Here is a 12,372-nt window from a genome sequence, read left to right as displayed (position 1 = left end):
GAACAATGCAACCAATTATAATAAAAAATATTGAATTGCGGCCAAAGACGCAATTCCAGGAATCCCTAGTACGCCAGCCAACACTGCTGTTACAGCATTTATCGGGATATGAAGTCCAGCAAGCGCTCCTACTACATTGAATAAAAATAATAGAAATACACCCAACACCACTCTAATCGAACCTTTCAACACGAATCCGAAAAGCTTTCCCGAAGCTCCTGAAATAAGCAAAACAACAACTGCTGCCAACAGAATTCCGATAACCGCATACGACATATTCCATCTCTCCTTTAACTTGTCCTGCTTTCTACGATATGAAAACAGACAAGAAAAAAGAACACGCATTGCGTCAAGTACGCAATGCGTTAAGGTTACGGTGTCTTGCTTCACGAAGCATGAACAGATACTTAGCTTGGGCTACCTGCAAATCGTATTGGCCCAGCTCACTAGCATCGACACTTCTCTCTATTATAGATCGGATGCTCATCCAATCATTCTTCAACTTGAATATATCCTCTAACAACTCTTTGTCCACATCGGATTTTTTCAATCTTCTGCCAGCCATTAGTTTCACCTGCTTTACAGTTCTCTTCTGCCTTCCATAGCTTTGGAAAGGGTGACTTCATCTGCATACTCCAGATCTCCACCCATCGGCAGACCGTGTGCAATCCTAGTTGTTCGTATACCAGATGGCTTGACTAGCTTCGATATATACATAGCAGTTGCTTCGCCCTCTATGTTCGGATTGGTAGCCAAAATCAATTCCTTTACTTCCTCGTCTTTCAGACGATTCAAAAGTGATGGGACATTGATATCTTCAGGCCCGATGCCATCCATAGGAGAAATGGCACCATGCAATACGTGATACTTCCCATTGAATTCGCGCATCTTCTCCATCGCAATGACATCTTTCGGATCTTGCACGACACAAATGAGAGAGCCGTCCCTAGCTTCATCCTGGCAAATACTGCAAGGATCCTGATCCGTGATATGACCGCAGATGCTGCAGTGGGTCAGTTCACGCTTGGCATTCACTAAAGCCTTCGCAAAATCCATGACGTCATCTTCTTTCATGCTGAGCACATGAAAAGCAAGACGCACGGCAGTCTTTGGTCCGATTCCAGGTAATTTGGTGAAACTGTCGATCAGCTTCGAAATCGGTTCGGGATAATACATCTATTCAGCTGCCTCCTAGAACATTCCTCCAGGTAACCCCTTCGTGAACTGTCCCATTGTTTGGTTGGATTTTTCATCTACTTGCTTCAACACTTCATTCGTAGCAGAAATGATCAGATCCTGAAGCATTTCCACGTCATCCGGATCTACTACTTCTTCCTGGATGACTACATCAGTGATTTCTTTCTTACCGTTGGCGATCACCTTTACAGCTCCGCCGCCTGCAGTTGCCTCGAAAGTCATTTCATGAAGCTCTTCTTGAGCCTGCATCATCTTCTTCTGCATCTTCTGCATCTGTTTCATCATATTGTTCATATTCCCACCACCACGCATGGAAAAATCCCTCCTTGGATTGAGTATTATTCTTTTATTTCGAGTAAGTCATCCCCGACAAGCTTCCTTGCTTCTGCTATAATCGGGTCTTCCTCCTGCTTTGTATCCTCATCTGAATCTTGCTGCTTTTGATTCTTCAGAAAATCTTCCCGCAGTTCTGTCCAATTTGCCTCCGGAATCGGAATGACCGTCACTTGGTGTCCGATCCGTTCTGCTAATAATGATTCTATCGTGTCTTTATGTTCCAAGGCAAGTGAACAGTGAATCTCATACTTGAACCCGATGATAAGTGCATTCTGGGATGCCGCCCTTGGCTTGCTGTTGAGGATTGTAGCATGTGCAGGGGCACTCTGCCGTTTCAATGCTTCCATAAAGCTTGCCCAATGTTCAGCCACAAGCTTCAGCTCATCCTTCGCCGCTTCCGATAATACTTGGCGTATGCGTTCAAACGGTATGCGGTAGTTATTCTTACTGCCGGTACGCGCTGGACGCTTCGGCTGTTCAGCTGGAGCAGCGGTTGCTTGAGGCTGCTGTTTCAATTGTTTCAATTCCTGTTCCAACTGTGATATTTTCCGTGTCAGCTGCTGGACCGCTTCGACTTCCACACTTGCAGTCGGTGCACTTTGATCTGCAATGTGCAAAATGGCAATCTCGACAAACACTTTCGGACTGTTAGCCCATTTAATTTCCTGCTGGCAGCGATTCAACTCCACGATCGCTTCCTGAATCCAAGTGCCATCCACTTCCTCTGCCAGCTGCTTGAAACTGTCATCCACCAACACTCGTTCCAGAATGTTCTCCATACCCGGAGCACTTTGGAACATAAGCAAATCACGCAAGTAATAGATGAGGTCAAAAACGAACCGTCCCGGGTCCTTCCCATCTTGTATCAGCTGATCCACTTGTTCTAGTGCTGTTTGGACATCCTGCCTTGCACAAGCACGGATGACCTCGGTCAGCCTGTCCTGGGAAACAGCACCGGTGACTGCAAGCACATCCGCAAGCTCGACTGTCTCCTCACTGTAGGAAATAGCCTGGTCCAGCAAACTGAGTGCATCACGCATCCCACCCTCAGCTGCAAGTGCAACCGACTCGACTGCTTCTTCGGACACATTGATTTGTTCTTTTTCAAGGATCTCCTGCATCCGATTCACCATCGCCTGCTGATTGATCCGTTTAAAATCGAAACGCTGACAGCGGGAGATGATCGTCAGCGGTATTTTATGCGGTTCTGTTGTCGCCAAGATAAAGACCACATGCTTCGGTGGCTCTTCCAACGTTTTCAGAAGTGCATTGAACGCCCCGATCGAAAGCATGTGAACCTCATCGATGATATATACCTTATATTTTACCGCACTAGGTGCATATTTCACTTTATCCCGGATATCCCGAATTTGCTCCACGCCGTTATTGGATGCTGCATCTATCTCGATGACATCCGCAATCGATCCATCCTGGATTCCTCTGCAGGCTGCACATTCTCCACATGCTTCTTCCACCGGTGCATGCTCACAGTTGATCGTCTTCGCAAAAATCTTCGCCGCACTTGTCTTCCCTGTACCACGCGGGCCGGAAAACAAGTAGGCATGCGAGAACTTATCCTGCATGATGGCATTCTTCAGTGTGCGGATGATCGGCTCCTGGCCTACTACATCCTGGAATGTCCTTGGCCTCCAAACACGATATAACGCTTGATAACTCATTACGCCGCGCTCCTTTTTTCATTCTTCCTTCATTATAACGGAATTGTGTTACTGATACTACATGTATAAAAAGAGCCCTTACCAAATGGCAAGGACTCTGATTGTTTATTGGTTAAGCGCCGTGCACCCACCGTCGATAATACGGATCTAAGCGTTACATAAGTTCATGGCTCGACCCAGGCTTCCCCGCGGCACACAAGAAAGACCGCTTACTGCTGCTTCCTTCCGGACCTGACAGGGTTCACGGGTTCCTGTTGCGCAGGACCCGGGTGTCAACACCAATTCCTTATGGCAGACCTTAAAGCCGCATTACCTCGGGCGGGAATTCGGCCTCGCTATAGCGGATTGCGAGTACAGGGCACCGCTACCTCCCCGCTTAGCACGGCTAAGTTGTGAATAAAGTTAGGCGCATTTGTTAGCGCACTTCATAGTATAGCTTGTTTACAACAAAAAATCAAACCTTGCTGTTTCTTGCCGTTTTTCTCTTTCGGAGCTCCCGGAAAAAGGATGTCAGCAAGCCGCCGCATTCTTCCTGCAGCACACCGCCCGTCACTTCTGTCTGATGATTGAAGCGATCATCTTCCAATAAATTATATAAAGTACCCGCACAGCCTGCTTTCGGATCATAAGCACCAAATACGACACGCCGGATTCGTGATTGTATGATGGCACCTGCACACATCGGACACGGTTCCAGCGTCACATACAGATCACAATCCTCCAGCCGCCAGCTTCCGATTTTTTCATTGGCAGCTTGAATGGCAGCCATTTCTGCATGGGAATGTGCCTGTTGTGTCGTTTCCCTGAGATTGTATCCAGAAGCGATCATTTCCCCGTCCTTCACGATAACGGCTCCAATTGGTACTTCTCCAAGGAGCTCGGCGCGCTTCGCTTCATTTATCGCTTGCTCCATCCAATAAGCATCAGTCGTCATTTTTATCTCCCACATTTCTATCCAAAGGTTTCAAATCACCTAAAGTTGATAATGTATAAGTATAAGAAGCTTCCTACTACGAAGTAAAGGGGAATTATCATGCCTGACAAAAAAGCCGTACTTTTCATAGATGTATTCAACACATTCGATTTTCCCGGCGGTGACCAGCTGCTGGAAAACACAAAAGAAATCCTCCCTAATTGGGAAAAGCTGCGCAAACAAGCAAAAGAAAATGATTGGCCTGTGATATTCGTGAATGATCACTATGGAATCTGGCAGGATAACTTCAAGAAAATAGCCGATTATTGCAGGAATGACGATAATAAAGAAGTCATCGATAAGATGATGCCGCATGAAGATGATTACTTCCTATTGAAGCCGAAGCATTCCGCATTCTTCCAAACATCACTTCCGTCTTTATTGAAAGAGCTGGATTGCAATCATGTCATACTCGCAGGTGTGGCTGGTAATATTTGTGTCATCTTTTCTGCTAATGACGCACATATGCGTGAATTCAAGCTGGATGTCCCGAGAAACTGTGTAGCATCCAATACAAAGGAACAGAATGAAGATGCACTTCGTGTCATTGAAGCAACTTTGAGTGCCAATACAGAATCAATCTGATCAATCTGACATAAGACGGCTGCTCCGCGCATAGCTTTTTTACAGAGGCTTTCCAAAGGAGGAGTCGTTTTGCAAATATATACAGTGCAGCCTGGTGATACACTGGGTGGCATCGCAAGCCGTTATGGCACCACAAGTCAGGAATTGATTACCGCAAACGAATTAGAAGCTCCTAATGACCTTGTCGTTGGCCAGAGTCTGGTTATCCCGATCATCGGTTCATTCTATTATGTCCAAGCAGGCGACAGTCTTTACACCATTGCCACAAGAAACGGCTTATCCGTTGCTGAACTTGCCCGCATCAATAACATTCCGACAGGAGCGATCCTGCAGCCCGGACAGCGTCTTTACCTGCCGCCAAAACCGAAAGTACAGATCGAAACGAATGCTTACATCGAGCCATCCGGAGATACTGTCTCCCAGACATTGGAAACAGCCGCCAGACAGCGCGCCCCTTATCTTACCTACTTGATGCCTTTCAGTTACAAAGTGGATCGTCAAGGAAACCTTACTGCACCACCATTGAATGAATTCGCCACGATAGCAAGCAGTAACAATACAACACTCAGTTTAGCCATCTCCACTATCGAAAATGGACAGTTCAGTGCCGAGCTGGGTGCACGCATCGTGACAGTCACATCCGTCCAGGATAATCTATTCACGAATATCATCAACACTGCCAATGACATCGGATTCCGGGAGGTTCATTTCGATATCGAATTCCTTCCGGCAGAAAATCGGGAAGACTATAACAATTTCCTGCGACGTGCAGTTGCCAGGCTTCGACCTGCAGGACTGCGCGTTTCGACAGCATTGGCGCCAAAAACAAGTGCAACCCAGCAAGGACAATGGTATGAAGCACATGATTATGCTGCACATGGGGAAATTGTCGATTTCGTCGTTTTGATGACTTATGAATGGGGTTATAGTGGCGGACCGCCATTGGCAGTTTCTCCGCTGCCGAATGTGCGTGACGTAGTGGAATATGCTTTAACGGAAATGCCTGCCAGCAAAATCATGCTTGGGCAAAATTTATACGGCTATGATTGGACACTTCCTTATGAGCCGGGCGGTGAATATGCACGTGCCATCAGTCCGCAGCGAGCCATCGCGATTGCCCGTGAAAATAATGCTGCGATACAATACGATACAACAGCTCAAGCCCCGTTTTTCAACTATACCGCCTCAAATGGGGCACAGCATGAAGTATGGTTTGAGGATGCGCGTTCCATCCAGGCAAAATTCGACTTGATCAAGGAATTGAACTTACGCGGCATCAGTTATTGGAAGCTCGGTCTTTCCTTCCCGCAAAACTGGCTGCTGCTCACCGACAATTTCACGATCAGGAAACTTTGAAGAGCAGCCCATAGACTGCTCTTTTTTTATGTTACCGTTATATGGAGCTTCTCTTCCCTGAACTTCCCATCTTCAAGGATATATTGTGGAATGACTACTTGCAGTGCTTCTTCAAGCGGCGAAGGTGATAATTTGACCTTATCGGTTGATACCCATTCCCCAGTTATCTTTTCTGCAAAAGTGAACTTTTCCTTGAATCCGTCACGAAACCAATTCACTTCCTCGTCTTTTGATGCTCCTGGTATATTCATACACAAATAGAGGGAAACATCATCACAAAAAGACAGGAATTTCTGATCGGCATCCAATGTCGCTTGATCAACTGCTGTGAGTGTCTCCTTATCAGCTTGCTGCAATCCTTTCTCACGATCGAGGAATGCTTTGATGTGTTCATCATCGGTATCATCAGGGAAAAAGGAACCATAATGCCGGCTGCATAAGATGGCAGCGTACCGGGACTGCTCCCGGACTTCCATGATACCTTGCTGATATGCTCGCAGCTTATCCGTTAAAGGGTAATCAACAAAGCTGTAAAATCCATCTCCATCCGGCTTTTCTCTTGGTACTTCATCCAGCGGAATCCAAGCGCGGTCATGCTGCTCGATTGCCATGATTACATCAGGACGCTGAACGGGCGATTCAGGATCATCCTGGCGCCAATGTCTGGCTATTTCCCCGGAAATAGCTGCGTGGGCATGCTGCGGTATCAGCACTGTTTTTCCCTCATCATTTCTTCGGACAATCATATTCTCCCTCCTATGAAAAACTCCCGGCATTGCGCCGGGAGTCATTATCCGTATTTATTTCAATAACTTTAAGGATTCGTCGATGAAAGCTGGAATATCATCCGGCTGTCTGCTCGTAACCAGCTGATTCTGACATACAACAACTTCTTTGTCCTCCACAGTCGCCCCGGCATACTCCATATCCACTTGGATGGATTTATAGCCAGTCGCTGTGCGTCCTTCCAATGTCTTCGCCGTAATCAAAAGCTGCGGACCGTGGCAGATTGCGAATACAGGTTTCTGCTCATCCATGAAATGCTTCGCAAAGTTGACAAAGCGATCATCTGCGCGCAAGTTATCCGGTGAGTTACCGCCAGGAATGAAGAGCGCATCGAAGTCTTCCGGTTTCACGTCATCGATGCCTTTATCGATGGAAACTGTCGCTTCGCCCTGCTTGCCTGTCACACTCTTGCCTGCTTCAAATTCAATCGTTGTCACTTCATGACCAGCTTCTTTGAATGCTTTTGCCGGGTCTGTGTATTCCACGTCTTCGAAAGTATCCGTAATCACTGTTGCAATCTTAGCCATTGTTTAACACTCCTCTTATAAAGTATCACACAATGTATAGTTCCACATGAGCTATGGATTAAACCTGTTATTCCTCCAATGTCGACGTATCCCCTAGCGGCAGTCCGAGTTCCTTTGCCCGCAGCAGGCGGCGCATGATCTTACCGCTCCTTGTCTTCGGAATGGAGGTGACGATTTCGATTTCCCTCGGAGCAGCATGTGCACTCAATCCCTTTTTTATGAACATGCGGATTTCCTCACGCAGCTCCATCGAATCCTTTTGCCCTTTATCCAATGTGATGAAAGCTTTGATGATTTCCCCGCGTTCTTCATCCGGCTTCCCGATCACGGCTGCCTCTGTAACTGCTGGATGCTCGATCAGCTTGCTTTCCACTTCAAAAGGGCCGACCAACTTTCCGGAGGTATTGATAACATCATCCAAGCGGCCTTCAAACCAAAAATAACCTTCGTCATCCATCTTGGCGCTGTCACCGGATACGTACCAGCCATTGATGAAATAACTATCGAATTTTTCCTGATTGCCCCAGATTGTCTTCATCATCGACGGCCAGCCAGCTTTCACTGCCAGATTTCCACTTTTATGGGCTGGCAGGACATTCCCTGCATCATCGATGATGGCAGCCTCGATACCGGGTATCGGCTTGCCCATCGCTCCCGGTTTGATCGGCAATGTCGGATGATTGACGATGAGCATGGCACCCGTTTCCGTCATCCACCAAGTATCATGGATACGTTTTCCATACACTTCTTCCGCCCAATAAATGATCTCCGGGTTGAGAGGCTCCCCGACACTGAGGACATGACGAAGCGAAGACAAATCATGTGCATACGCAACCTCATCACCTGCAGCCGCCAGCTTACGCAATGCTGTCGGAGCTGTATACCACACCGTAACTTTATGTTGTTCGATGACTTTATACCAAGCTTCCGGTGTGAAGCGCCCGCCCGCAATGACATTCGTCGCTCCGTTGAGCCAAGGTGCGAAAATGCCGTAGCTTGTTCCTGTCACCCATCCTGGATCGGCCGTGCACCAATACACATCGTCTTCCTGCAGATCCAGAATCCATTTGCCCGTTGCATAATGCTGGATCATGGCTCGATGTGCGTGATAGACGCCTTTCGGTTTGCCAGTCGAGCCGGAAGTATAGTGCAGCAGCATACCGTCCTCTTTATCCACCCAGACTGGTTCGAACTCGGTTGAAGACCGGTCCATCAAATCTTTGTAATCATGTATGCCCTCTAGTTCATCACAATCGAGGACGATCACCTCTTTTAAATCGGGCAGATTATCACGGTTCACCCGCGGCAGCAATGCTTTTGTTGTGATCAGCACACTGGCACCGCTGTCCTTCAACCGATCTTCCACCGCCTGTTCCATGAAAGCTTCAAACAATGGGCCAGCCACAGCACCATTTTTGAGAATACCAAAGAAACTCGCATAAAAATCAGGGCAGCGCGGCATGAACAAAAAAACGCGGTCCCCTTTTGTCACACCGAGTGATTTCAGCATATTGGCAGCTTGGTTGCTGCGTTCCTTCAGCTGCTTGAAAGTCCAGCTTTCTCCTGTTTGTCCATCCTGATAAATCAAGGCAAGCTGATCCATCTTGGCAGGATTCTCTGCATGGCGGTCGACTGCTTCATAAGCTGCGTTCAGCTTTCCTGTATCATACCAGGAAAAATCACGTTCCATTTGACTCCACGTAAACGACTGACGTAATGCTTCAAGATCCGTTACATTGTGCTTCCCGTCGAGAGGTGCTAACATTTTCATGATTCGACATCCTTCCCTTAAATTTGTAAGCGTTTACAATAAAAACGAATAAAAAAGCCTCTGTCTGCATCAGCAAAGCAAGTAGGTTATTTCCATTGTACCTTGTTTTCTTTACCAATCAAAGTGAAAACAAAAAAATGAGCACCCGCTCCTATACTAAGCGGGTGCTTCGGATTACTTCTTATATTGCATATATACAGCTTGTGTGATCAGGAAGTCATCAATGCCGTACTTTCCATCCGTGCCGCCAAGACCGGATTTACGGATACCTGCATGATAGCCTTGAACAGCTTCCATGTTTTCGCGGTTCACATAAGTTTCGCCGAACTTCAGCTCATTGACCACTTTCATCGCTTCATGAAAGTTCTCTGTGTAGACAGAAGAGGAAAGACCATAGTCGGTATCATTACCCATCTCAATTGCTTCCTCCAGGTCGGTGAACGTTACAATCGGAACGACAGGACCGAATATCTCATTCTTGATGATATCCGAGTCATGCTGTACATTCGTCAGGATGGTCGGTTCATAGAAGTAGCCATTGTCTGCATCCGCTCTCTTACCGCCAATGATACAATTCGCCCCGTCATCTTTTGCAGCCGCCACCATCTCTTCCACTGCTTCCAGACGGTCTTTGCTGACAAGCGGACCCATTTCCACATCATGATTTTCAGCAGGATCACCGTAGGAAACCTGCTCGAAAGCTTGTTTCAATTTTTCCGTGAAATCTTCTGCTATTGCTTCATGCACATAAACGCGTTCTGCATTCGTACAGGTCTGGCCATTATTGAGCAGGCGGGAAGCTTTGATCTGCTCCACAGCCAAATCCAAGTCAGCATTTGCCGTCACGATGGCGGGTGCTTTACCGCCAAGTTCCAGGTTCACCTTGGTGATATTCTGTGCGGCTGCTTCCATCACTTTCGTTCCTGCTGTCACACTGCCAGTGATGGAAATCATATCGACTTTCGGGTGGGAAGCCAGCTGATTCCCTAATGCCGATCCTGTTCCAGTGACGTATTGGTAGACACCATCTGGTATGATACCCAATTCATCGACCATCTTAGTGAACGCATACGCTGTATTCGGTGTCTGCTGACTTGGCTTTAGAACCAGTGTACAGCCGGCTGTCAGTGCTTGGGCAACTTTACGCGCCAGTATGAAGACCGGGAAGTTCCAAGGTACGATACCTGCTACAACGCCGATCGGTTTCTTGTAAATGAGGATATTCTCGTTTGGCCGATCACTTGGGACGATATCTCCTTCGATGCGGCGAGCCCACTCGGATGTATAGCGGAAAAAGTCGATTGCCATATCCACTTCACCAGTGGCAAGTTCATAGTTCTTCCCTTGTTCTTCCTGCAGCAGCGCTACGAAATCATCTTTCCGTTTCTCTAACTCATCACCTAGCTGGCGCACGATTTTAGCTCGCTCGATGGCCGGTGTCTGCTCCCATTCCTTCTGGGCCGCAGCAGCACCTTCCACCGCTTGATTCACTTCATCTTCCGTCGCTTTCGGGATCCTCGAAATCGCTTCTTCTGTGGCAGGATTCAAAATATCGATTGTCTCTTCGGAATTGGAAGTAACAAATCGTCCATTTATATATAGCTGTTGTGTCTCCATCTATATCCTCCTATTTTTTGCTTATTGGTGGTTGTTTTCCACCATATAGAAGAAGACAAACGTAAAAAGGCCTGCTCCATTACAGAACAGGCCTTTTCTTACACTTAGCAGATTAGTGGTATGGGGGATACCTGATAACACTATACCCGCCCCTGCAAATTCTAAACAACTTTATTGAAAAAGTTTATGATTTTTTTTAGCGGGAAGAGATTTATACAACAACAAAACTTTAAGGAGTGGATCATCCATGGCTGAAAATAAACAAAGTTTAGGTGACAAAGTAAAAGGTGCCGTATCAAAAGCAAAAGGCGAAATGAAAGATCAAGTCGGCAATGCCAAGAATGATAAAGGCATGCAGGCAGACGGTAAGAAAGATAAAGCAAAAGGAAATCTGCAAGATACAGCAGGTAAATTAAAAGAGGATGCTGAACGCCGCTAAGAAAGTGACTGGCTTTTTGTCAGATAAACTGACAAAATCTGAAGGGCACTTGGGAAAGTTAGAGAAGTGCCCAATTTCGGCAATTTTCGTGCTACACTAATGTCATAGATTTCCCCTAAATTTCTAACGCAAAATGGCTGCCATTCCGGCAGCCATTTTTGTTTTAGATTTTCTCTACATACTGTGGGTTCGCAGTGATATAATACCCGCTCTTCAGTTTATACATTGTCGAACCGTTGACGGTCAGGGTCTCCGTCACCGTGAATACTTCCCCTTGGCTTACCGTCCCAGCACGTGCATTCCAATCCGGTGCATCGTAATAATACAAGGATGCCGCCTTCACCCGAATCAGGAATGTCGAACCTGTTCCCGATTTCTTCTGTAATCCCAATGCTCTCTCCAAGCCATTCACATGCCCTCTCGCTACATTTTGGATCCATGAATTGGTCTTCATTTTGGCCGCGTCGGCACTGTTATCGATAAAACCATTCTCCGTCAGCACTGCAGGCATATTCGTCTCCCGAAGAACGTGGAAATTCGCCTTTTTCCTTCCGCGATCCGACATTCCGATCAGCTTCATCACTTCTTCGTGGATACGAGCGCGCATGACACCTGTTTCGGAGCTGTCGGATAAGGACGTATAAATGAAGTCCTCATACCCTGCACCGCCGCCGGCATTGATGTGGATGCTGAGGAAGAAATCCGCTCCCCAGCTATTGGCATCGTTCGTACGCTGGCTGAGTGATGGGAATGTATCACCCGTCCGCGACATGCGAACTTCCGCATTTTCGTATTCCAGCTGCAGGATATCACGAATCGATGTCCCGATTGCCAACACGATGTTTTTCTCCTGCAGTCCGTTTGCCGTTGCTCCTGGATCTGTTCCTCCATGACCTGGATCTACATAAATTTTCACCATTCGACCATCTCCCTTTTCTTTTTTTGACTGCTTATCTTACTTTATGCAGCCTTGTACTAGATAAAAGCGGTTGGTGTCACAATTTCACAACCCATTCTGTTTCTATTATCGAAAGATAGGTATCCAATTGTGTTATCCGTTCATAAAAAAAAGCGGATTAGACATACTAACAGAACAAGAGAGGTGA

General features: G+C 46.8%; 14 protein-coding genes and 1 other RNA gene. 3 read left to right on the top strand and 12 right to left on the bottom strand.

Annotated elements, in window-relative coordinates; translation table 11 throughout:
* Positions 1-15: 15 nt before the first annotated feature.
* The 7 genes from SFC66_RS05705 to tadA all read right to left on the bottom strand — a co-directional run bounded on the left by SFC66_RS05705 (position 16) and on the right by tadA (position 4,146).
* The gene (locus tag SFC66_RS05705; protein WP_411217718.1) at positions 16-276 is read right to left on the bottom strand and encodes a pro-sigmaK processing inhibitor BofA family protein; all 261 of its coding nucleotides are present in this window, start codon (positions 274-276) and stop codon (positions 16-18) included.
* Positions 277-349: 73 nt separating this feature from the next.
* On the bottom strand, positions 350-565 hold the full coding sequence (locus tag SFC66_RS05700; RefSeq protein ID WP_411217717.1) for a YaaL family protein: 216 nt from the start codon (positions 563-565) through the stop codon (positions 350-352).
* Positions 566-579: 14 nt separating this feature from the next.
* Positions 580-1,176, bottom strand: coding sequence for a recombination mediator RecR (recR, locus tag SFC66_RS05695; RefSeq protein WP_411217716.1), 597 nt, complete (start codon positions 1,174-1,176; stop codon positions 580-582).
* A gap of 15 nt (positions 1,177-1,191) precedes the next feature.
* Positions 1,192-1,509, bottom strand: coding sequence for a YbaB/EbfC family nucleoid-associated protein (locus SFC66_RS05690; protein ID WP_095230411.1), 318 nt, complete (start codon positions 1,507-1,509; stop codon positions 1,192-1,194).
* A gap of 26 nt (positions 1,510-1,535) precedes the next feature.
* Positions 1,536-3,212 carry a DNA polymerase III subunit gamma/tau gene (dnaX, locus tag SFC66_RS05685; protein ID WP_411217715.1) on the bottom strand — a complete coding sequence of 559 codons (1,677 nt, stop codon included), beginning with the start codon at positions 3,210-3,212 and terminating at the stop codon, positions 1,536-1,538.
* A gap of 119 nt (positions 3,213-3,331) precedes the next feature.
* Positions 3,332-3,597: signal recognition particle sRNA large type (ffs, locus tag SFC66_RS05680), an RNA gene on the bottom strand.
* Positions 3,598-3,666: 69 nt separating this feature from the next.
* Complete coding sequence (gene tadA, locus SFC66_RS05675) at positions 3,667-4,146, bottom strand: tRNA adenosine(34) deaminase TadA (protein ID WP_411217714.1); 480 nt, start codon at positions 4,144-4,146, stop codon at positions 3,667-3,669.
* 99 nt (positions 4,147-4,245) lie between these two features.
* Here tadA and SFC66_RS05670 point away from each other — a divergent pair, with 99 nt between their 5' ends.
* Together SFC66_RS05670 and SFC66_RS05665 are read left to right on the top strand one after the other, a co-directional pair.
* Positions 4,246-4,770 carry a cysteine hydrolase family protein gene (locus SFC66_RS05670; protein WP_411217713.1) on the top strand — a complete coding sequence of 175 codons (525 nt, stop codon included), beginning with the start codon at positions 4,246-4,248 and terminating at the stop codon, positions 4,768-4,770.
* 69 nt (positions 4,771-4,839) lie between these two features.
* Positions 4,840-6,126 carry a LysM peptidoglycan-binding domain-containing protein gene (locus SFC66_RS05665; protein WP_411217712.1) on the top strand — a complete coding sequence of 429 codons (1,287 nt, stop codon included), beginning with the start codon at positions 4,840-4,842 and terminating at the stop codon, positions 6,124-6,126.
* A 26-nt stretch (positions 6,127-6,152) separates the two neighbouring features.
* Here SFC66_RS05665 and SFC66_RS05660 read toward each other — a convergent pair whose 3' ends face one another.
* The 4 genes from SFC66_RS05660 to aldA all read right to left on the bottom strand — a co-directional run bounded on the left by SFC66_RS05660 (position 6,153) and on the right by aldA (position 10,827).
* Positions 6,153-6,872 carry a DUF3891 family protein gene (locus SFC66_RS05660; protein WP_411217711.1) on the bottom strand — a complete coding sequence of 240 codons (720 nt, stop codon included), beginning with the start codon at positions 6,870-6,872 and terminating at the stop codon, positions 6,153-6,155.
* 54 nt (positions 6,873-6,926) lie between these two features.
* On the bottom strand, positions 6,927-7,439 hold the full coding sequence (locus tag SFC66_RS05655; RefSeq protein WP_411217710.1) for a type 1 glutamine amidotransferase domain-containing protein: 513 nt from the start codon (positions 7,437-7,439) through the stop codon (positions 6,927-6,929).
* Positions 7,440-7,506: 67 nt separating this feature from the next.
* Complete coding sequence (gene acsA / locus SFC66_RS05650; protein WP_411217709.1) at positions 7,507-9,210, bottom strand: acetate--CoA ligase; 1,704 nt, start codon at positions 9,208-9,210, stop codon at positions 7,507-7,509.
* A 174-nt stretch (positions 9,211-9,384) separates the two neighbouring features.
* Positions 9,385-10,827, bottom strand: coding sequence for an aldehyde dehydrogenase (gene aldA, locus SFC66_RS05645; RefSeq protein ID WP_411217708.1), 1,443 nt, complete (start codon positions 10,825-10,827; stop codon positions 9,385-9,387).
* Between the two features lie 247 nt (positions 10,828-11,074).
* Between aldA and SFC66_RS05640 the strand changes: the two genes are divergently transcribed.
* Positions 11,075-11,266, top strand: a complete 192-nt coding sequence (locus tag SFC66_RS05640) for a CsbD family protein (RefSeq protein ID WP_411217707.1) — start codon at positions 11,075-11,077, stop codon at positions 11,264-11,266.
* 163 nt (positions 11,267-11,429) lie between these two features.
* Here SFC66_RS05640 and SFC66_RS05635 read toward each other — a convergent pair whose 3' ends face one another.
* Positions 11,430-12,185 carry an N-acetylmuramoyl-L-alanine amidase gene (locus tag SFC66_RS05635; protein ID WP_411217706.1) on the bottom strand — a complete coding sequence of 252 codons (756 nt, stop codon included), beginning with the start codon at positions 12,183-12,185 and terminating at the stop codon, positions 11,430-11,432.
* Between the last annotated feature and the right edge of the window lie 187 nt (positions 12,186-12,372).

Origin of the sequence: Terribacillus saccharophilus, from assembly GCF_046592895.1 — a bacterium.
Classification (GTDB): domain Bacteria; phylum Bacillota; class Bacilli; order Bacillales; family Amphibacillaceae; genus Terribacillus; species Terribacillus saccharophilus_D.
This window is presented reverse-complemented; position numbering and strand designations above follow the sequence as displayed.

Excerpts from the sequence above, each read along its gene's own strand:
- SFC66_RS05705 (WP_411217718.1), bottom strand. The coding sequence starts at position 276 with ATGTCGTATGCGGTTATCGGAATTCTGTTGGCAGCAGTTGTTGTTTTG.
- SFC66_RS05690 (WP_095230411.1), bottom strand. The coding sequence starts at position 1,509 with ATGCGTGGTGGTGGGAATATGAACAATATGATGAAACAGATGCAGAAG.
- aldA (WP_411217708.1), bottom strand. The coding sequence starts at position 10,827 with ATGGAGACACAACAGCTATATATAAATGGACGATTTGTTACTTCCAAT.
- recR (WP_411217716.1), bottom strand. The coding sequence starts at position 1,176 with ATGTATTATCCCGAACCGATTTCGAAGCTGATCGACAGTTTCACCAAA.
- SFC66_RS05655 (WP_411217710.1), bottom strand. The coding sequence starts at position 7,439 with ATGGCTAAGATTGCAACAGTGATTACGGATACTTTCGAAGACGTGGAA.
- SFC66_RS05640 (WP_411217707.1), top strand. The coding sequence starts at position 11,075 with ATGGCTGAAAATAAACAAAGTTTAGGTGACAAAGTAAAAGGTGCCGTA.
- SFC66_RS05700 (WP_411217717.1), bottom strand. The coding sequence starts at position 565 with ATGGCTGGCAGAAGATTGAAAAAATCCGATGTGGACAAAGAGTTGTTA.
- SFC66_RS05635 (WP_411217706.1), bottom strand. The coding sequence starts at position 12,185 with ATGGTGAAAATTTATGTAGATCCAGGTCATGGAGGAACAGATCCAGGA.
- SFC66_RS05660 (WP_411217711.1), bottom strand. The coding sequence starts at position 6,872 with ATGATTGTCCGAAGAAATGATGAGGGAAAAACAGTGCTGATACCGCAG.
- acsA (WP_411217709.1), bottom strand. The coding sequence starts at position 9,210 with ATGAAAATGTTAGCACCTCTCGACGGGAAGCACAATGTAACGGATCTT.
- SFC66_RS05670 (WP_411217713.1), top strand. The coding sequence starts at position 4,246 with ATGCCTGACAAAAAAGCCGTACTTTTCATAGATGTATTCAACACATTC.
- dnaX (WP_411217715.1), bottom strand. The coding sequence starts at position 3,212 with ATGAGTTATCAAGCGTTATATCGTGTTTGGAGGCCAAGGACATTCCAG.
- tadA (WP_411217714.1), bottom strand. The coding sequence starts at position 4,146 with ATGACGACTGATGCTTATTGGATGGAGCAAGCGATAAATGAAGCGAAG.